Origin of the sequence: Pseudomonas chlororaphis subsp. chlororaphis, assembly GCF_003945765.1 — a bacterium.
GTDB classification, from domain to species: Bacteria; Pseudomonadota; Gammaproteobacteria; order Pseudomonadales; family Pseudomonadaceae; genus Aquipseudomonas; species Aquipseudomonas chlororaphis.
The window spans coordinates 6,640,702-6,658,529 of record NZ_CP027712.1; the positions used below are offsets into that span (position 1 = coordinate 6,640,702).

The following is a 17,828-nucleotide window of genomic DNA, read 5'->3' on the forward strand; positions in this document are numbered from 1 at the left end:
ACCTCAGGCGAACTCGCAGGTCACGCCGCCGCTGCTGTCGAGCGTCGCGTGCACGCGCTTGAGGTTCTCGCCGGTGGCCATGGCGTCCAGCAGGCGGTCGGCTACCAGCGGCAGTACGTGCAGATCGAGCAGATGGTCGATCAGGCGCGCGCCGCTTTCGCTCTGGGTGCAGCGCTCGGCCAGATGGTCGACCAGGTTCTGGCAGTGAGTGAAATCCAGCTGGCGACGGTTCAGGCGCTCACCTAAACGGCCCAGCTTGATTTCGATCAGTTCGCGCAGCACCGGGCCGCCCACCGGGTAGTACGGCACCACGCGCATGCGCGCCAGCAGCGCCGGCTTGAAGTGCTTGCTGAGCACCGGGCGGATGGTCTCTTCCAGGGTCTCGGCGCTCGGCCGCTCGCCGTTCTCGCACAGGGCGCTGATGCGGTCGCTGGCCAGGTTCGAGGTCATCAGGATCAGCGTGTTGCGAAAATCGATCTCGCGCCCTTCGCCGTCGTTGGCCACGCCCTTGTCGAAGATCTGATAGAACAGGTTGAGCACGTCCGGGTCGGCTTTCTCAACCTCGTCGAGCAGAATCACCGAATAGGGTTTCTGCCGCACCGCCTCGGTGAGCATGCCGCCTTCGCCATAGCCGACGTAGCCTGGAGGCGCGCCGATCAGACGCGACACGGTGTGCTTCTCCTGGAACTCGGACATGTTGATGGTGGTGATGAAACGATCGCCGCCATACAGCAGGTCGGCCAGGGCCAGGGCGGTTTCGGTCTTGCCGACGCCGCTCGGACCCACCAGCAGGAACACGCCCACCGGCGCGTCCGGCTTGTTCAGGCCGGCGGCGGTGGCGCGCATCGAACGATCCAGCGCATGCACCGCCTGCTCCTGACCACGAATGCGTGCGCGCAGGTCGGTGGCGAAGCTCGCGACCTTGGCGTTGTGCTCGCGGGCCAGTTGCGTCAGCGGCACGCCGGTCCAGGCGCTGATCACTTCGGCCACCAGGCGCGGGCAGACTTCGAAGCTGACCAGGCGTTCCTGGCTCTGGGCATCGCTCAGGGCGCGATGGGTTTCGTTGAGGGCGGCTTCCAGTGCCTCGACGCTCTGCCCCTCTTCCACCTCGGCGGCGAGGGTCTCGATCACCGTGCCTTCGGCATCTTCTTCAACACTGACGGTCGGCTCGACCGCCGCGGCCTCGCGGGCCTTGGCCAGTTGCTGGCGCAGTTCGAGCAGGCGCTCGGCCAGGGTGCGCTGTTCGCTCCACAGGGTTTCCAGGGCTTGCTGCTCAGCCTCGGCCTCGGCCAGACGGGCCTCCAGCGCGTCCAGGGCTTCCTGGTCAATCACCAGGCCGGCTTCGGCGTCGCGGCGCAGCGCCTGACGCTGACGGCCACCTTCGGCCAGCTCGCCACGCAGGCGCTCCAGGCTCTCCGGCGCCGCCGCCAGGCTGATGCGCACCCGGGCACAGGCTGTGTCGAGCACGTCCACCGCCTTGTCCGGCAGCTGGCGGCCGGCCAGGTAGCGGGCCGACAGTTCGGCCGCGGCCACCACTGCGTCGTCGCGCAGGTAGATACCGTGGCTCTTCTCGTAGACCTGGGCCAGGCCACGCAGGATGGTCACCGCCTCGCTGACGGTCGGCTCGTGCAACTGCACCGGCTGGAAGCGACGGGCCAGGGCCGGGTCTTTCTCGAAGTACTTCTTGTACTCGGCCCAGGTGGTGGCGGCGATGGTGCGCAGCTCGCCACGGGCCAGGGCTGGCTTGAGCAGGTTGGCCGCGTCGGAACCGCCGGCGTTGCCACCGGCGCCGATCAGGGTGTGGGCTTCGTCGATAAACAGAATGATCGGCTTAGGCGAAGCCTTGACCTCGTCGATCACGCCCTTGAGGCGGCGCTCGAACTCGCCCTTCACGCTGGCGCCCGCTTGCAGCAGGCCCATGTCCAGCGACAGCAGCTCGACGCCCTTGAGCACTTGCGGCACTTCACCGGCGGCGATGCGCGAGGCCAGGCCTTCGACCACCGCGGTCTTACCAACACCGGCTTCGCCGACCACGATCGGGTTGTTCTTGCGGCGACGGGCAAGGATGTCGACCATCTGGCGGATCGCGCCATCGCGGCACAGCACCGGGTCAAGCTTGCCCTCGCGCGCCTGCTGGGTCAGGTTGTGGGTGAAGCGCTGCAACAGCGATTCGCCCGGCGCCGCCGGCTTGCCGCTGGCCGGCTCCTCCTTCTGCGACAGGGCGAAATCCTTCAGGCGCTCGATGTTCAGCTTGGCCAGCAGCGGCTGGTAACGGCTACCGGCATAACGCATCGGGTTGCGCAGCAGCGCGAGGATCAGCGCCGCCTGCTCGACCTGGCTCTGGCCCAGTTCGAGGTTGGCCACCAGCAAGGCGTCCTGCAGCCACTGCACCAGCTCCGGGGCGAACACCGGGTTGCGCGAGGCACTGTGCTCGACCCGCGATTGCAGCGCCGCGCTCAGCTCGCCGGCATCCACTTCGGCGTCCTGCAACGCGCGTGCGAGCAAGCCTTGCGGACGCTCCAGCAAGCCCAGCAGCAGGTCTTCGACCAGGATCTTGCTGCCGCCCCGGGCGACGCAGCGTTCGGCACAGCTTTCCAGGTCACGGCGGGTTTCGGCGTCCAGCGCCTGGATCAGTTGCTGCAGGTCTACGTTGATCATGTCATCTGTCCTTAATGAATTTTGCTGCCCAGGGTCACCACGCCGTCCGCGCGTTCGCGGCCGAGCCAACTGGTCCACCCCAGGCGACAGGCGTTCTGCTCACCGATGCGCAGTTCGCGGATTTCTTCCTGGCGCAGGACCAGGCGAATGTCGTAGTCCAGCGGGTCACGCAGGGTGAACCGCACCAGCGCGCACAGCGGCTGGTAGCCGAAACCGATCGGCAGGAATTCGTGGAAGCGTTGCCAGTCGAGCTGGCGGATATGGATGCGGAACTTGCCGCTGCGGTCGCGCACCCGTTCGCCCAGCACCAGGTCTTCGCCGAGCTGGCTGTTGGCGCGGCCGAGGCGGTTGCGCTGCTCTTCGAGAATCTCCACCCGGCGCTCGATGCACTGCTCGATCACCAGGTCCGCATGCTTGAAGTAGTAGCGCAGCACGGCCTCGATCAATGCCGCCGAGTGGGCCCGCAGGCTGAGCAGGCCGAGGTACGGCAGCAGGCGCTTCCAGTTCAGCTCCTTGGCCTTGCGGATGTCCTCGCCACCGAGGCCGATCAAGGCGAACAGCTGGGCGGAAAACGGGTCGAGCGCGCCGCTCTTGAAGCTGGCGCGGTAGCGGTACTTGCGCCAGATCGGCAGCATCAGCCGTTGCAGGCGATGGTGGAACAGGTCGAGGAAGTTGCGGGTCGGGTTGCCGTCTTCGCTGTCGCCCAGGGCTTGTTCACCGTAGAACGCCGGCAGCGGCGAGCCGGAGCCGAACAGCCCGATCAGGTTGAACCGCAGGCGCGCGCGCATCTGCCCGTGCTCTTCGAAAAACTCCACGCGATCGACGTCGCTGCCAGGGAAACCCAGGCTCGGATTGGCCTGGAATTCCAGCTGGTCGTAGAGATCCTCTTCGCTCAGGCCCGGATGGGAATCGCGCAGCCGGTCCACCACCAGCAGCACGGCCTGAAACAGCGAGTACTCGCGAATGACCCGGGTCAGCCCGCTTAAAGCAGGGGCTGTAGACCCATACGTGGTGTCCATTGGTACACCTCTCCCTGTGTACTTTTTACCCGCAGCTCGTGGTACGAGTTGAGACTGGCGTAAAGAGCGAAAAACTCGTTGAGAACCGAGGCGAAGACGAACATGTCGCCCTCACCGATATAGCCTTCCGGATCGATGGTCAGCTCGGTGCGCAAACCGCGCAGCGGCAGGCCCCGATGCAGCCGGTCGACATGCTCGTGGCGGATCGACTTGAGTCCGCCCAGCAGGCGCTTGCTGACCTTTTCCAGGTGCTGGTCGTAGTAGCGCGGCAAGTCGTAGGTTTCGAGAATCACCTTGAGCGCATCGACGTTGGCCAGCGACAGATAGTTGAGCGACATGTTGCTGATCAGCTTCCACAGGAAGTCGCGATTCAGCGGTGGCGCGTAGCTCGAGGTGGCCGGGGTGATATTGCGGAAACTGAGGAACTCCGGGGTTTCCTCGCACGCCTGGTTGATCTCGCCGAGCTTGAGCCGGCGCGGCAGGTTCTGATTGGTGCAGGTCAGCTCGATGGACAGGGTTTCGTGGGCCTCGGTGTGGCGGATGCCGAAGCTCAGGTAAGTGTCCAGGCCGTCGTGCAGCAGCGAGGAACGCTGGCGGATACTGTAGTGCGGGCGGCTTTGCGGGACGTCGAAACTCGGGTCGTGCTCGAAGGATTCGAACGGCACGTATTCCTGGTAACCCAGGCCGCCGGGCTTCCAGCCGGTCACGGTTTCCACCGAGAACACGCCGCAGTTTTCCAGGTCGTACTCGGCCGGCAGCAGCAGGTACTCGTCCTGCTTGCCGTCGAGGCGGATCGGCAGGGCGTCGTGCTTGAACAGGTTGGCGATCGGCGTGCAATACAGCTTCACGTTGTCCAGGGTCGGCCGCAGGCGCTGGATGCCGCTCTTGCGAATGTCGAAGCGCACTTCCAGGCCGTGCAGCTGCTTGAGGGTGTCCTCCGGCAGCGATTTGAGCAGGTCCAGGCCGTTCAGGTCGACGAACAGGAACTTGTCCTGGAAGGCGAAATACTCCTGCAAGTAGCGATAGCCGCGGAAGGTATTCAGCGGATACGGGATCAACGCCTCTTCCTCGGCGAAGCCCACCGGCTGCACGCGGTTGCCGGGCATCTTGAACGACATGGCATTGCCGCTGACACCCGGGAACGGCTTGCCGTCCATGCCCAGCGGCACCAGCTCGATACCTTCGAGGTTGCGCAGCAGGCTCAGGTAGAGCATCTGGCTGATGTAGCGCTCACCCGCCAGATGCAGGCGCAGGCGGCTGAGGTTCAGCTCGCCGAGGTGGCCGTCGCAGCTCATCTCCAGGCGCAGGCTGAGCAGCGCGCCGTCGCCTTTCACCGAGTAATTCAGCGCCGTCAGGTCCAGCGGCAGGACTTCGGTCGGGTAGCACGTGCGGAAGCGGCAGCGCACGTCATCGATGGGCTTGCTCTCCACCGGCGTATCACGCTCCACGCGCAGGGCCGGCCCGGACTGCTTCAGCGGGTCAAACTGCAAAATGCTGAACGCCGGCAACGGCCGCATGTAGTTCGGCCACAGCAAGTGCATCAGCGAGTGGCTGAGTTCCGGTAGCTCGTCATCGAGCTTCTGTCGCAGGCGACCAGTGAGAAAGGCGAAACCTTCGAGCAGGCGCTCCACATCCGGATCCCGCCCGGCCTGGCCCAGGAACGGCGCCAGGGCCGGACTACGCTCGGCGAAACGGCGACCCAGCTGGCGCAGCGCGGTGAGTTCGCTTTGGTAGTAGTGGTTAAAGGACACGGGTTACCTGCCTGGTATTGAATCTCATCAAAAAAGCCATCCTGTAGATCGCGACTGTCAGCTCTGACACAGCCAGTCGGCGGCGCGCGTTGATCATGCGACTACCCCTTGAGCAGGGCTCACGGGCGTTGCTTGCCGAATCAACGCGCGTCGCTCCCAGCGCAGCTCGATGACCTGTGTAATCAGAATCGCCAGCAGCGTCACCCCACCCTGAGCCACGGTGTAGAAGAGCGCACGCAGCGGATTGTCCGGAACCATGGTGAACAGAATGAAACTGACCATTAGCGCCAACACGCACAACTTGGCCCACAGATTCGGGAACAGCGCGACGACCAGATTCACCCCGAAAAAAATGTAAATGAACATGTAGTGAGCGATGCCGATGCCTACCCCACGAGTGGTGAATCCGCCGTTAAACGCTTTATAGGCGACGACAACCGCGTCATTCAGAAAGACGTATGCAACGCATCCAGCGGCGTGGAAAGCCAGGCACATGGCAAAACGGACATAGATGTTCATGCCGGATTCGAATTCCCATACCAGGTGCCCGCGACAAACATGGCGACAACGCTGGCCAAAACAATGAATGTCAGGACGCGGTGCAGATACGTTTCTTGAGCCCTCCGATGCAATGCCGTTACGAGCAATGCAAGACTCAAGAAGGCCAGGCAGCCGAACAGATCACTGTCGGCAACAACGGCCAGGTAGCCTTCCATTTCACCTTTCCCGTACATGTCGGTCAGTTTTCCAAGTGGGTATATGGCGTATTACTGATAAAAATATTCAACCAACTCTCTTCCCATTGCAGCATGAAAATAGTGAGCGCCTTATCTTTACGGTCGAGACCGGATAACTCGGAACAGCAACACTTCCTCCTTGGCCGCTCATTAACCAGAAACTAAAACAACTCACTGAACACCCACTTGTTAAAACTATAAAGTGCTATGGAAGCTACAATAGAAACTAGCAATGCAGATGCACCCACCCGTAAACTTCGTTGCTTCAGAGACAGGCTGATACCTTTCAGAAAACAATAAAAAGCCACTCCCATCATGGGAATGAAAAGCACAGTACAAACCAAAAACAGGAATTCGTACCAATCCCTAGGAAAAGACAGACCTGCCCAACTCAAGTTGCTCGACTGTTGCGCGCGCGGATGAGTAAAGGACATCAGCAACAAAAGCGCCGATACAGCCAGATAAAGATAAAGGAACATGCGACGCATTCCCTTTTCACACATGGCTACCGTCGGTATGGTTTTCTGCTTGCATAGTTTTTTCACCTCAGCCCGAAATCCTGCAAGAAAACAATTCTGCAATAGTGTCTGGGACACTAAGGAAAAACTAGCACGCATAGCCATATCACTTCACTATCTTCGGATTCAGAGTTAGAACCGTTCCGTCTTGCAGATAAACAACATCTCCACCATCGTAGCCAAGCAAGTCCTTATTGGTGAATTTCTCCCCAGCTTTCACAACATGCTTTACCCAGCCCTCAGACCAGATATTTCCACTCTCATAACGGATCTCTATGTAATACGCTGGAGGGTCAGCCTTGGTTATCTCAAAGAAAACTCCGCCGTCCTGTGCACCACTCCAATGAGCATTTGGATGATCTTTCAATGTCGGCACCTTTTCGTCTACGCGCTCAAGCAACGTATAAGCAGCAACTATAAAAACGATCAACAGAGTGATCACAGAAATAACAAGCCACTTCAGAACCTTCACTTGGTTATCTCCAGAGTGTCCGTGGAGTAGATATAGTCCAAATCCGGCTCACTAAACTGGAACTGCGCCATATATGCACTAGGTACAACAACACGAGTACGAAAAGGTATTGAAAAACCCACTGCCTCTGCCAAGTCAGTAGCAAAAGTTACACAGTTGTGGTTACCAAGATCATACTCCTGCCGTTTACTATCGGTATTTTCTGCCTCTTTCGCCTTCAACCAAGCAAGCGCTTTATCGTAGACAACGCCTCTCAGTACCACTCCGGTAATGTTTCCAGACTGGCCATGCTCAGTGGCGATATGCCTTAACGTTTTTTTAAGAGACGACTCAGTAATCGCTCCCCCCTTCAGCACAACATCAGGAATTCGGCCAACGCGCACACGCCCAGCAGGTCCCGGGCCGGGGTAACGACCATATTCATAATATTTGGACTGGCCTGTTTTACCGTTAATAACAAGAACACCAGCATGCCCAAGATAGGGAGCCTTACCACCAGGTATTTCAATCTTCTTACCGAAAAACGTAGCCTGATATCCGTCGATATGGATTTTATAGTCAGGAAAAACAATAGGAATAACGTAATCCTGATCACCCACTAAATAGACTTGAACAGGCGCCACTTCCGCAGCAGGTGTCGTGACTACAGTTGTGACCTGAGCAGCTTGTGCCATCTCATTCTCCTCGCAAAAGCCAGTTCGGCTTGGCAGCGAACTGAACATTTTGTGGTTGAGCCTTTTTACCTAAAGGCTTGGAGAGTCCTGCCTCATCTGTAATCCCTTGCACCTCAGTGCCATCTTCAAGAGTCGCAATATAGGGGACATTCTTGAGTGGGCTTCCGGAGGATGAGTCCAACAACTGAACACGCACATCAAACCCGAATATATTCAACGGAACCGGCGCCTCAAACGGCGCCGCCGAATGCGAATTCCCGATAATCACCGTCCCCGACCCACCGATAACGATATTTCCATGAGTCCCGACCGAATCAACTGTGGCCGCCGGCTTGCCGTTGATCAGCACCGTGGTCGCCAGGCCGCCGGACATCGCACCGCCACACGCCGAGGCATCGCCTTGGCGGGCGGCCGCGAGGCCGTCGAAAAACACATCGCCGGAACCGGCGGCGATCGGGTTGGTTGCGTGGCCGGGGAGCGGGCAGGCGGTGGGGTCGCTGACGCGTGCTGCGGGTTTACCTGACATCCTCGTCTCCTTAACTGACCTTGACCTGACCGCTGCCATCCAGGCGCGCGGAAAAACTGACCTGGCGCTTGAACCCGTCCACCTCAAGCAGGCCTTCGATATTGAAAGCCAGCTTGAGCTGGTCGTGATCGCGCGGCAGGGAAACGACACGCACATTGCTCAGACGCGGCTCGTAGGCTTCGATGAAGCTTTCGATGGCCAGGCGGGCCTGGCTCAGGGCGTCGTGCAGGCTCAGGCGCATGTCGTTGAGATCGGGCAACCCGTAGTCGGACAGCGTCTGCACGCTGCCCGCACGGGTGCTGAGCATCTTGCCCAGATGGGCAGCCACCGACGCCATGGCGGAAACCTCGCGGCTCCAGCCGACACGTTTGTCGGCCTCGCCACTCAGGCGTTCGAAAAGGCTGCCGTATCCGGTCATGACCTAGCTCCTGGTTACTCTTTGTCCAGCTTGCCAACCAGCGACAGGGTGAAATCGGCACCCATGTACTTGAAGTGCGGGCGCACGTTCAGGCTGACGCGGTACCAGCCCGGCTCACCTTCCACATCGCTGACGATGATCTGCGCGGCGCGCAGCGGACGACGGCCACGCACTTCGGCGCTCGGGTTTTCCTGGTCGGCGACGTACTGGCGGATCCACTTGTTGAGTTCCAGCTCGAGGTCGGTACGTTCTTTCCACGAACCGAGTTGCTCGCGCTGCAGCACTTTGAGGTAGTGAGCCAGGCGGTTGACGATCATCATGTACGGCAGCTGGGTGCCGAGCTTGTAGTTCAGCTCCGCGGCCTTGCCTTCGGCGCTGATGCCGAAGAACTTCGGCTTCTGCACCGAGCTGGCGGAGAAGAACGCCGCGTTGTCGCTGCCTTTACGCATGGTCAGGGAGATGAAGCCTTCCTCGGCCAGTTCGTATTCACGACGGTCGCTGACCAGTACCTCGGTCGGGATCTTGGTTTCGATTTCGCCCATGCTTTCGAAGTGGTGCAGCGGCAGGTCTTCTACCGCGCCACCGCTCTGCGGGCCGATGATGTTCGGGCACCAGCGGAACTTGGCGAAGCTGTCGGTCAGCTTGGTACCGAACGCGTACGCGGTGTTGCCCCACAGGTAATGCTCGTGACTGTTGGCAACGGTTTCCTTGTAGACGAAGGATTTGACCGGGTTCTCTTCCGGATCGTACGGGTTGCGCAGCAGGAAGCGCGGTACGGTCAGGCCGATGTAGCGCGAGTCTTCCGACTGGCGGAAGCTCTGCCATTTGGCGAATTGCGGGCCTTCGAAGTGATCTTTCAGATCCTTGAGGTCCGGCAGGCCGGTGAAGCTTTCCAGACCGAAGAATTTCGGACCGGCCGCGGCGATGAACGGCGCGTGGGACATGCAGGCAACGCTGGACACGTACTGCATCAGCTTCACGTCTGGCGAGCTTGGCGACATGAAGTAGTTGGCGATGATCGCGCCCACCGGCTGGCCACCGAACTGGCCGTATTCAGCGGTGTAGATGTGCTTGTACAGGCCAGCCTGCATCACTTCCGGCGAATCTTCGAAGTCGTCCAGCAGGTCCTGCTTGGAGACGTTGAGGATTTCGATCTTGATGTTTTCGCGGAAGTTGGTGCGATCGACCAGCAACTGCAGGCCGCGCCAGGCCGATTCCAGGGACTGGAAGTCTTCGTGGTGGAGGATTTCGTCCATCTGGCGGCTGAGCTTGGCATCGATCTCGGCGATCATGCGGTCGACCATGGCCTTCTTGACTGGCTCGCCATTGTTCTGAGGCTTGAGCAGCTCTTCGATGAAGGCCGACACGCCGCGCTTGGCGATGTCGTAGGCTTCGTCGTCCGGAGTCAGGCGGGTTTCGGCGATGATGCTGTCGAGAATGCTGTACTCGCCGTTCTCGTTGCTTTTCTGTTGTGCTGCACTAGTGCTCATAGTGTTTGGCTTCCTTGACTGATAGAGACTCAGGCTTCGGTGGCTGCGGCGTTCAGGCCCAGCTCACCGAGTACACGACCGCGCGATTCGTCGTCGGCGAGTACGCCTTCGATGGCTTTACGGAATGCAGGGGCGTTACCCAGCGGACCCTTGAGGGCCACCAGCGCGTCGCGCAGTTCCATCAGTTTTTTCAGCTCAGGCACTTGCTCGACCAGGCTGGCCGGGTTGAAGTCCTTCATCGAGTTGACGCGCAGCTTGACCGCCAGCTCTTCGGTGTCGCCCTCTTCCTGAAGACGGTTAGGCACGCTCAGCGTCAGGCTCAGCTCCTGCTTGGCCAGCACTTCGTCGAACGTCATTTTGTCGATGCTGATCGGCTTGCGGTCTTCCACTTTGCGCTCGTCCACGCGCTGGGTGTAATCACCGATTGCCAGTAGCTTCAACGGCAGTTCAATCTCTTCCTGAGCACCGCCGGTGGCGGGTTTGAAGGTGACGTTGATGCGTTCCTTGGGGGCTACCGAGCCTTCTTTGGCCATGGCTTTTCTCCTTGCGGTTGTTGGCCCTGGGGCCTATTCGAGTACCACTTCGAGGTCGAGGTGGCACAGCCTGCGATAAATCTCTTCCTTGCGTTCTCGCACTGCGTGGTTCTGCGGCAACAACTCACAGCAGCTATGCAGGAGGTGCAGCACTTCCAACGCAAGATCCGGCTCCCAGGCATGCAGGCCCGAGCTCAGTAATTCTTGATCGAGGGTTTCGAGCTGGGTCTTGGCCAGCTCGTATTTCTTGGCCATGAAGCACAGCCGCGCCAGGCTGAACTGCCAGAAAAACCTCACCCGCCCGCCATGGGCGTTCTGCAGGCCTTGCTTGAGGATCTGCACGGCGGCCTTGAGGCCGTCCTTGCGCAGGATCGGCAAGACCTCTTCGAGGGCTTCTTCCCAGGCAGGCTGGCTGGCGGTCGCTTCGACCTTGCGCGGCGCGCTGGCGCTTTGCAGATGGGGCATGACATGGGCGCTGATCCAGCCGCGGGTGGCCGGGTCGGCGAAAGGCGCGCCGTCGTGGAAACGCAACTCGACCACCCCCGGCAGGCGCTGCAACAGGAGCGCGAAGTGAAACTCCACTTCGCGCATCGCCTGGTCGGCGTTCAGCCCCTGCAGGCATTCCCAGACCATGCGCTGGCCGTCGAACCAGAACGGCGCCCTGGCCAGGCTGGCTTCGAGCTCCACCAACAGGTCGGCGTATTGCCCATTGGCAAAACGCTCCTGGTAGATCTTGAGCTTGTCGGCCGGCAGCCCGCGCAACGCAGTGATCTGCTCGGCGTTGCGCTCCGGGACGGCATCGATGGGCAACCACAGCATGGTGCGGTTCAGGCGCAAGGCGCGTACGTCAGTGGCCTTCTGCTTGAGCCACCAGGCGCTCAGCGGGCGGGCGTTTTCCTGCATCGCACGCAGGGCCTTCTGCGCTTCCTTCTCGTTGTCGATCGGCGCGCCAGGCGTGAACAGCTGGGTCGCGGCCTGCTTGACCTGGGCCACCACCGCGCCCACGGCGCCGGGTTCCGGCTGGTTGTCGGCGGCGCGCTGGACCATGGTCGACAGCCGCCGGCAGATCGGCAGCAGCAAGGGCGCGTTGTCACCCAGATGCTCGGTGAGCGCGGCATCGAGCCCTTCCAGGTGTTCCACCAGGCGGCGGAACAGCGGCAACTGCTCCTTGATCGCGATGTTTTCGCCCAGCACCTGCTCAAGACGCGGCACCAGCCAGCCGATGGCGGCAGCCCGGGTGCGCAGTTTGGCGGGGTGAATCTGCGCCCAATGCTGTTCGCACAGGTGCTGCAGAAGACCAAGGCCGGCCAGCAGGCCGGGGAAGGATTCACGCTGATACAAGGCCCAGGTGAGCCAGGCGGCCACCCGCAGATCCTTGGACTGGGTACGCAGCAGCGCTTCACTGTTTTCGAGGATTTTCAGCCAGTCGATCTGACCGCTTTCGTGCATGGATTGGGCTTTGCCCAGCTCACTTTCCAGTGCCTCGTATTCGCTGGAGAAGCGAACGTCCTCGCCCGCAAAACTCTCTTTGGAAACAGAGGCTTTGGCGAGTTCGAGGTAATGGGCAGAAAGTTTACTTGAGTAGGACATCCATGGCCTTTTTTGAGATTACGGTCTATACGCACGCGAGATTTTTTTCGCGGGCTGGACAGTATCGAAGAGCAATTGCTGGTACTCATCCAATTGAGTCTTGCTCTTTCAAGAGCGCGCATCGTAATCAGTATGATGGCCACTAGCAAGCATCCCCTCAAACAACAAGACGAACTGTCATCGGCTATTCGTAAGAGATTGCCTTATATATGGCAGGGTTTCCCCCTAGGCAGCCAGTTGAATCCCTATTCCAACCAGCAATACCAGAAGCCGCGGGCCAGAGCCTTGCGCGATATAAACCAGAGAGCGATTCAATGATTAAGGGGCAATGCCAGGCAGAATCGAAAGTGCCGGATACGGAAATAAGTCCTAATTCTGAACTTTTATGAAAGAGTGCAGTCGCGGACGCCCCTAACTTTGGAAAGTGCCACTAATATGATGGCACTCAAGACGGTAGTTTGTCATCAAACAGTCTGTATGTTTTTTGAGCAGTACCGATGTAGTTCCTAGCGAAACTTGCTGCATGCATTCCCGTTCTTTATATGCCGAACAACCATTCATAAAAAATGGGCATCCGAATTATCGGCTTGCCCATTTTTCAATACGGTTCTCCCTGCTATCGAGGGAGTTCGCAACAGTTATGGATTGACGCTGTCTTTCAGCGATTTTCCTGGCTTGAAGGCTACGGTGTTGCTGGCCTTGATCTTCACCGGCTCACCGGTTTGCGGGTTCTTGCCGGTACGGGCGCCACGGTGACGCTGCAGGAAGGTTCCAAAACCTACCAGGGTGACGCTGTCTTTGCGATGCAGGGCGCCAGTGATTTCTTCGAGAACGGCATTGAGAACGCGGTTGGCTTGTTCTTTGGTCAGATCCGCTTTTTCAGCAATTGCAGCGGCGAGTTCTGGTTTACGCATAGTGAAGCCTCTTTGACGGTTTTTTGTTGTTATGTCCGTGCTGTTCTTCCGGAACAGCGCCCAAGGCGCCGCAGGCTCTACTCTGCGGCAGACGGGTGTGAGGATGGCACGCAGTTAGGAGTGGCGCCAGTCTCTGCGCGACCTTTGTAGTGGCAAACACATGATTATTCCGACAGAACGACCGGTATTTAGGCCAACAAGCCGGGAAGCTCCTTGTTCAGGGCCAGTTTGTCCATGACCGCGGCCCCGGTCAGCGCATAGCCCAGCAGTTTGCCGCTGGCATCGCGGCACAGCGCCTTGATGTCGGCGCCCTGCCCTTCGACTGTCCACACGCCTTCCAAGCCGCGTGGCGGTGGCGAAACCACCAGCGGGCAGACCGGGGTTTTCACGGTGATCGGCATCGGGCCGTAGCTGACTGCCGTCGAGTTGCCCGCCAGGGTCTGCGCCAGCGCTCGCGCACAACTCATGAGGGGCATGACGTACAACAGATTCAGCCCATCGACCTCGGCGCAGTCGCCCAAGGCATAAATGTTGGCGTGGGAGGTCTTGAGATGCCGGTCAACCACCACCCCACGGTTGACCATCACCCCCGCGGCGGCGGCCAGGTCGATGCGCGGACGCAGGCCGATCGCCGACACCACCAGGTCGCAGGCAATCACTTCACCGTCGGACAGATGTGCCTCGAGGCCATCCGCCGTGCGCTGCAAGCGATTGAGTACCGGCCCCAGGTGGAAGCGCGCGCCCAGGCTTTCCAGCCCGGCCTGCACCGCGGCGGCGGCCGCAGGGTGCAGCAGCGTCGGCATGACCTGCTCGCAGGGCGCCACAAGGTCCACTGCATAACCGCCGAGGATCAGGTCGTTGGCGAACTCGCAGCCGATCAGGCCGGCGCCCAGCAGCAACACCCGGCGCTTGCCGGCCGCGGCTGCGCGAAAGCGCGCGTAGTCCTCCAGGTCGTTGATCGGGAAGATCAGGTCGCCGGCATCACCCTCCACCGGTACGCGCACGGTTTCCGCGCCCCAGGCGAGGATCAGGTCGCGGTAGTTCACCGCTTCTTCACCCATCCACAGGCGCTTGTGGCCAGGGTCGATGCCGCTGATGCGGGTATGGGTGCGCACCTCGGCCTTCAATTGCTCGGCCATGGCGCCGGGTTCGGCCATGCTCAGGCCGTCGGCTTCCTTGTTCTTGCCAAAACCGGTGGAAAGCATCGGTTTGGAATAGGAACGCCCGTCATCGGCGGTGATCAGCAGCAGCGGCGTTTCGCTATCGAGCTTGCGAAACTCCCGGGCCAGGTTGTAGCCGGCCAGCCCGGTGCCCACGATGACGACAGGTGCGTTCATTCCTTACTCCTTCAGGTTCAGGGGATCACAGGGTGTGATCAGCCGATTTCGATCATTTCGAAATCCATTTTGCCGACGCCGCAATCCGGGCAGAGCCAGTCTTCAGGCACGTCTTCCCAGCGGGTACCGGGCAAGATTCCGTCGTCCGGCCAGCCATCGGCTTCGTTGTAGATCAGGCCGCAGACCACACATTGCCACTTTTTCATTTACGCGTTTCCTCAGGTTCTCAGGCTGTTGCCGGCGGGATGGTCGATGAATCGACTCTGGATGACGCCAGGGGGCGCGTCCGGCCCAGCGCGTTTTGTACTGATGAGCACCGACGGATGCAAGCACGTTCGCTGCGGGCGGCCGCTCCATTGCGGCAAAATCGCCTGGCGCCATGCTAAGCTCGCGGCCTCATTTGCTGCCAATAATGACCCACTGTGCCGCACTCAATCTCTGCATTTTCCACCCCGGACTGGCTCTCGCAAAGCCGGCTGATGCCCCTCCCCGACGCACAGACCCTCGACTGGCTGTTCGATGAAGGTTCGCTGACCCGGCGCCTGACCCGTCTCTCCGACGACGGCTTCAGCGTGACGCCGCTGGTCGAGGGCTGGCAGCCCCTGCGCGCCGACGAATGCGCCGCGCTGGACCTGCAGCCAGGCAGCCAGGGCTGGGTACGCGAGGTGTATCTGCGCGGTCACGGCCAGGCCTGGGTATTCGCCCGCAGCGTGGCGGCCCGCAGTGCCCTGCAAGATGGCGGGCTGAACATGGACGAACTGGGTAGCCGCTCCCTGGGAGAACTGCTGTTCTGTGACCAGGCCTTTCAGCGCCGCCCCATCGAGGTCTGCCATTACCCACGCCTGTGGCTGCCCGACGAAGTGCAGGCCGACGAGCTCTGGGCCCGCCGTTCGCGCTTCGATCGCGCAACCCTGAGCGTGCTGGTCGCCGAAATCTTCCTGCCGTCCCTGTGGAGCGCCGTCGGCGCCCAGCCGGAGAACCGCTGATGTATCAGAGCCTGCTCAAATCCCTCAACCACCTGAATCCACGCGCCTGGGACTTTATCCAGCTGACCCGCATGGACAAGCCGATCGGCATCTACCTGCTGCTCTGGCCGACCCTCTGGGCCCTGTGGATTGCCGGCAAAGGCTCGCCTTCGCTGGCCAATATCGTGATTTTCGTCCTTGGCGTAACCCTCACCCGGGCCGGCGGCTGCGTGATCAACGACTGGGCCGACCGCAAGGTCGACGGCCATGTGAAGCGCACCGAACAGCGCCCGCTGGTCAGCGGCAAGATCAGTTCCAGGGAAGCCCTGATGTTCTTCGCCGTGCTGATGTTCATCAGCTTCCTGCTGGTGCTGTGCACCAACGCGACGACCATCTGGCTGTCGCTGGGCGGCCTGGCCCTGGCGGCCAGCTACCCCTTCATGAAGCGCTACACCTATTACCCGCAAGTGGTGCTGGGCGCGGCGTTCTCCTGGGGCATCCCGATGGCCTTTACCGCCGAGACCGGCGAGCTGCCGGCCACCGCCTGGCTGCTGTACATCGCCAACCTGCTGTGGACCGTGGGTTATGACACCTATTACGCAATGACCGACCGCGACGACGACCTGAAGATCGGGGTGAAATCCACCGCGATCCTGTTCGGCGAAGCCGACCGGGTAATCATCCTGACCCTACAGGGCCTGGCGCTGGTGTGCCTGCTGCTGGTGGGCGCGCGCTTCGAATTGGGTGTCTGGTTTCACCTGGGCCTGCTGGTGGCGGCCGGGTGTTTTGCCTGGGAGTTCTGGTACACCCGCGATCGCGACCGGATGAAGTGCTTCAAGGCCTTCCTGCATAACCACTGGGCGGGATTGGCGATTTTCCTGGGGATAGTCGTGGATTACGCGGTGCGCTGAAGATCGTTATCGCGGGCAAGCCTCGCTCCTACGTAGGAGCGAGGCTGGCCCGCGATGAAAGCACCAAGGTCAATCAGGCTTGGCCACTTTCCAGGCGCCATCCATCTTGCCGTCGCCGGTCATGTCACCGGCTTTCTTGTCCATCACGAAGGTGTACAGCGGCTTGCCGTCGTAGGCCCACTGCATGGAGCCGTCGTCACGCTTGATGACGGTCCACTCGCCCATCGCCTTGTCACCGCTGGCGGCCATCAGCGGCGGCCAGTTGGCGGCGCACTTGTCGTTGCACATGGACTTGCCGCCGCTGTCCTTGGCAAAGGTGTACAAGGTCATGCCCTTGTGGTCGACGAACATACCGTCTTTGGTCATCGCCGGTTCCGCAGCGAACGCCAGCCCCGGCAGGGCCAGCGCAGCGCTCAGCAACAGGGCTTTCCAGGATTGCGTGTGTTGAGTCATGGAAACCTTCTTTGGTGGTTGTCAGGATTCGGACCCAAAGCTTAGTCCACGAATGCAGCCCTCGCACCAGCACCTAAAATACTGTCACACGACTGCAATAATTCCGTTATCTAATGCGGCGCAAGACAGTTAAATGACAAGAGGATTAAGCATGGTTGGCAGGAGCATTCTGATCGTTGACGACGAAGCGCCCATTCGCGAAATGATCGCCGTTGCGTTGGAAATGGCCGGCTACGACTGCCTGGAGGCGGAGAACTCCCAGCAGGCCCATGCCATTATCGTCGACCGCAAGCCCGACCTGATCCTGCTCGACTGGATGCTGCCCGGCACCTCCGGCATCGAGCTGGCGCGGCGCCTGAAACGCGATGAGCTGACCGGTGACATACCGATCATCATGCTCACCGCCAAGGGCGAAGAGGACAACAAGATCCAGGGCCTGGAAGTCGGCGCCGACGACTACATCACCAAGCCATTCTCCCCTCGCGAGCTGGTCGCGCGCCTCAAGGCCGTGCTGCGCCGCGCTGGCCCGACCGACGGCGAGGCACCGATCGAAGTCGGCGGCCTGCTACTGGACCCGATCAGCCACCGCGTGACCATCGACGGCAAACCGGCCGAGATGGGCCCGACCGAATACCGCCTGCTGCAATTTTTCATGACCCACCAGGAACGCGCCTACACCCGTGGCCAGTTGCTTGACCAGGTCTGGGGCGGCAACGTCTATGTCGAAGAGCGTACCGTCGACGTGCATATCCGCCGCCTGCGCAAAGCCTTGGGCGATGCCTACGAGAATCTGGTACAAACCGTGCGCGGCACCGGCTACCGTTTTTCCACCAAGGCCTGAAGCCGGCCCCTTATTCGCCAG

20 protein-coding genes are annotated in these 17,828 nt (G+C 60.7%); 3 read left to right on the plus strand and 17 right to left on the minus strand.

The window, feature by feature from the left end; translation table 11 throughout:
• Positions 1-3: 3 nt before the first annotated feature.
• The 16 genes from tssH to C4K27_RS30395 form a co-directional block, all read right to left on the minus strand.
• Positions 4-2,658 carry a type VI secretion system ATPase TssH gene (gene tssH, locus C4K27_RS30320; protein ID WP_053263120.1) on the minus strand — a complete coding sequence of 885 codons (2,655 nt, stop codon included), beginning with the start codon at positions 2,656-2,658 and terminating at the stop codon, positions 4-6.
• A gap of 11 nt (positions 2,659-2,669) precedes the next feature.
• Positions 2,670-3,677: a type VI secretion system baseplate subunit TssG gene (gene tssG, locus C4K27_RS30325; RefSeq protein ID WP_007930277.1), complete on the minus strand. Its 1,008-nt coding sequence runs from the start codon at positions 3,675-3,677 to the stop codon at positions 2,670-2,672.
• Positions 3,641-5,428 (minus strand): type VI secretion system baseplate subunit TssF, encoded by a 1,788-nt coding sequence (tssF, locus tag C4K27_RS30330; protein WP_007930278.1) that lies wholly within the window; start codon positions 5,426-5,428, stop codon positions 3,641-3,643. The genes tssG and tssF overlap by 37 nt, the downstream gene beginning before the upstream one ends.
• Before the next feature lie 93 nt (positions 5,429-5,521).
• On the minus strand, positions 5,522-5,947 hold the full coding sequence (locus C4K27_RS30335; protein ID WP_053263121.1) for a hypothetical protein: 426 nt from the start codon (positions 5,945-5,947) through the stop codon (positions 5,522-5,524).
• Entirely contained in the window at positions 5,944-6,144 is a 201-nt protein-coding gene (locus C4K27_RS30340; protein ID WP_173613371.1) for a hypothetical protein, read from the minus strand. Before C4K27_RS30340 ends, C4K27_RS30335 begins: the two co-directional genes overlap by 4 nt.
• Before the next feature lie 182 nt (positions 6,145-6,326).
• A complete protein-coding gene (locus C4K27_RS30345) occupies positions 6,327-6,788 on the minus strand; it encodes a hypothetical protein (RefSeq protein ID WP_125738122.1) in 462 nt (153 codons plus the stop codon).
• Between the two features lies 1 nt (position 6,789).
• A complete protein-coding gene (locus C4K27_RS30350) occupies positions 6,790-7,155 on the minus strand; it encodes a hypothetical protein (RefSeq protein WP_053263123.1) in 366 nt (121 codons plus the stop codon).
• Complete coding sequence (locus tag C4K27_RS31385; protein WP_203031560.1) at positions 7,152-7,829, minus strand: DUF6695 family protein; 678 nt, start codon at positions 7,827-7,829, stop codon at positions 7,152-7,154. Before C4K27_RS31385 ends, C4K27_RS30350 begins: the two co-directional genes overlap by 4 nt.
• A gap of 1 nt (position 7,830) precedes the next feature.
• Positions 7,831-8,355, minus strand: a complete 525-nt coding sequence (locus C4K27_RS30360; protein WP_053263124.1) for a PAAR domain-containing protein — start codon at positions 8,353-8,355, stop codon at positions 7,831-7,833.
• 10 nt (positions 8,356-8,365) lie between these two features.
• On the minus strand, positions 8,366-8,773 hold the full coding sequence (tssE, locus tag C4K27_RS30365) for a type VI secretion system baseplate subunit TssE (RefSeq protein WP_007930282.1): 408 nt from the start codon (positions 8,771-8,773) through the stop codon (positions 8,366-8,368).
• A gap of 14 nt (positions 8,774-8,787) precedes the next feature.
• A complete protein-coding gene (gene tssC, locus C4K27_RS30370) occupies positions 8,788-10,263 on the minus strand; it encodes a type VI secretion system contractile sheath large subunit (RefSeq protein WP_053263125.1) in 1,476 nt (491 codons plus the stop codon).
• Positions 10,264-10,292: 29 nt separating this feature from the next.
• Complete coding sequence (gene tssB / locus C4K27_RS30375) at positions 10,293-10,796, minus strand: type VI secretion system contractile sheath small subunit (protein WP_007930286.1); 504 nt, start codon at positions 10,794-10,796, stop codon at positions 10,293-10,295.
• A 33-nt stretch (positions 10,797-10,829) separates the two neighbouring features.
• Positions 10,830-12,386: a type VI secretion system protein TssA gene (tssA, locus tag C4K27_RS30380; RefSeq protein WP_053263126.1), complete on the minus strand. Its 1,557-nt coding sequence runs from the start codon at positions 12,384-12,386 to the stop codon at positions 10,830-10,832.
• Between the two features lie 638 nt (positions 12,387-13,024).
• A complete protein-coding gene (locus C4K27_RS30385) occupies positions 13,025-13,300 on the minus strand; it encodes an HU family DNA-binding protein (protein ID WP_003213368.1) in 276 nt (91 codons plus the stop codon).
• A 188-nt stretch (positions 13,301-13,488) separates the two neighbouring features.
• Positions 13,489-14,637, minus strand: coding sequence for an NAD(P)/FAD-dependent oxidoreductase (locus C4K27_RS30390; protein ID WP_053263127.1), 1,149 nt, complete (start codon positions 14,635-14,637; stop codon positions 13,489-13,491).
• A 38-nt stretch (positions 14,638-14,675) separates the two neighbouring features.
• Complete coding sequence (locus C4K27_RS30395; RefSeq protein ID WP_007930291.1) at positions 14,676-14,843, minus strand: rubredoxin; 168 nt, start codon at positions 14,841-14,843, stop codon at positions 14,676-14,678.
• Between the two features lie 216 nt (positions 14,844-15,059).
• Here C4K27_RS30395 and C4K27_RS30400 point away from each other — a divergent pair, with 216 nt between their 5' ends.
• The gene (locus tag C4K27_RS30400; RefSeq protein WP_053263128.1) at positions 15,060-15,623 is read left to right on the plus strand and encodes a chorismate--pyruvate lyase family protein; all 564 of its coding nucleotides are present in this window, start codon (positions 15,060-15,062) and stop codon (positions 15,621-15,623) included.
• Positions 15,623-16,513, plus strand: coding sequence for a 4-hydroxybenzoate octaprenyltransferase (ubiA, locus tag C4K27_RS30405; RefSeq protein WP_053263129.1), 891 nt, complete (start codon positions 15,623-15,625; stop codon positions 16,511-16,513). The genes C4K27_RS30400 and ubiA overlap by 1 nt, the downstream gene beginning before the upstream one ends.
• A gap of 69 nt (positions 16,514-16,582) precedes the next feature.
• Here the strand turns inward: ubiA and C4K27_RS30410 are convergent, their stop codons facing one another.
• Positions 16,583-16,966 (minus strand): COG4315 family predicted lipoprotein, encoded by a 384-nt coding sequence (locus C4K27_RS30410; protein WP_007930297.1) that lies wholly within the window; start codon positions 16,964-16,966, stop codon positions 16,583-16,585.
• A gap of 151 nt (positions 16,967-17,117) precedes the next feature.
• Here C4K27_RS30410 and phoB point away from each other — a divergent pair, with 151 nt between their 5' ends.
• The gene (gene phoB, locus C4K27_RS30415; RefSeq protein WP_007896474.1) at positions 17,118-17,807 is read left to right on the plus strand and encodes a phosphate regulon transcriptional regulator PhoB; all 690 of its coding nucleotides are present in this window, start codon (positions 17,118-17,120) and stop codon (positions 17,805-17,807) included.
• Positions 17,808-17,828 lie beyond the last annotated feature (21 nt).

What these genes read in the sequence shown, in the direction of transcription:
- tssC (WP_053263125.1), bottom strand. Translation starts at nt 10,263, where the DNA reads ATGAGCACTAGTGCAGCACAACAGAAAAGCAACGAGAACGGCGAGTAC.
- C4K27_RS30360 (WP_053263124.1), bottom strand. Translation starts at nt 8,355, where the DNA reads ATGTCAGGTAAACCCGCAGCACGCGTCAGCGACCCCACCGCCTGCCCG.
- ubiA (WP_053263129.1), top strand. Translation starts at nt 15,623, where the DNA reads ATGTATCAGAGCCTGCTCAAATCCCTCAACCACCTGAATCCACGCGCC.
- C4K27_RS30335 (WP_053263121.1), bottom strand. Translation starts at nt 5,947, where the DNA reads ATGAACATCTATGTCCGTTTTGCCATGTGCCTGGCTTTCCACGCCGCT.
- C4K27_RS30385 (WP_003213368.1), bottom strand. Translation starts at nt 13,300, where the DNA reads ATGCGTAAACCAGAACTCGCCGCTGCAATTGCTGAAAAAGCGGATCTG.
- C4K27_RS30390 (WP_053263127.1), bottom strand. Translation starts at nt 14,637, where the DNA reads ATGAACGCACCTGTCGTCATCGTGGGCACCGGGCTGGCCGGCTACAAC.
- tssA (WP_053263126.1), bottom strand. Translation starts at nt 12,386, where the DNA reads ATGTCCTACTCAAGTAAACTTTCTGCCCATTACCTCGAACTCGCCAAA.
- tssG (WP_007930277.1), bottom strand. Translation starts at nt 3,677, where the DNA reads ATGGACACCACGTATGGGTCTACAGCCCCTGCTTTAAGCGGGCTGACC.
- tssH (WP_053263120.1), bottom strand. Translation starts at nt 2,658, where the DNA reads ATGATCAACGTAGACCTGCAGCAACTGATCCAGGCGCTGGACGCCGAA.
- C4K27_RS30410 (WP_007930297.1), bottom strand. Translation starts at nt 16,966, where the DNA reads ATGACTCAACACACGCAATCCTGGAAAGCCCTGTTGCTGAGCGCTGCG.
- C4K27_RS30395 (WP_007930291.1), bottom strand. Translation starts at nt 14,843, where the DNA reads ATGAAAAAGTGGCAATGTGTGGTCTGCGGCCTGATCTACAACGAAGCC.
- tssB (WP_007930286.1), bottom strand. Translation starts at nt 10,796, where the DNA reads ATGGCCAAAGAAGGCTCGGTAGCCCCCAAGGAACGCATCAACGTCACC.
- tssE (WP_007930282.1), bottom strand. Translation starts at nt 8,773, where the DNA reads ATGACCGGATACGGCAGCCTTTTCGAACGCCTGAGTGGCGAGGCCGAC.
- C4K27_RS30340 (WP_173613371.1), bottom strand. Translation starts at nt 6,144, where the DNA reads ATGGAAGGCTACCTGGCCGTTGTTGCCGACAGTGATCTGTTCGGCTGC.
- C4K27_RS31385 (WP_203031560.1), bottom strand. Translation starts at nt 7,829, where the DNA reads ATGGCACAAGCTGCTCAGGTCACAACTGTAGTCACGACACCTGCTGCG.
- phoB (WP_007896474.1), top strand. Translation starts at nt 17,118, where the DNA reads ATGGTTGGCAGGAGCATTCTGATCGTTGACGACGAAGCGCCCATTCGC.
- C4K27_RS30345 (WP_125738122.1), bottom strand. Translation starts at nt 6,788, where the DNA reads ATGGCTATGCGTGCTAGTTTTTCCTTAGTGTCCCAGACACTATTGCAG.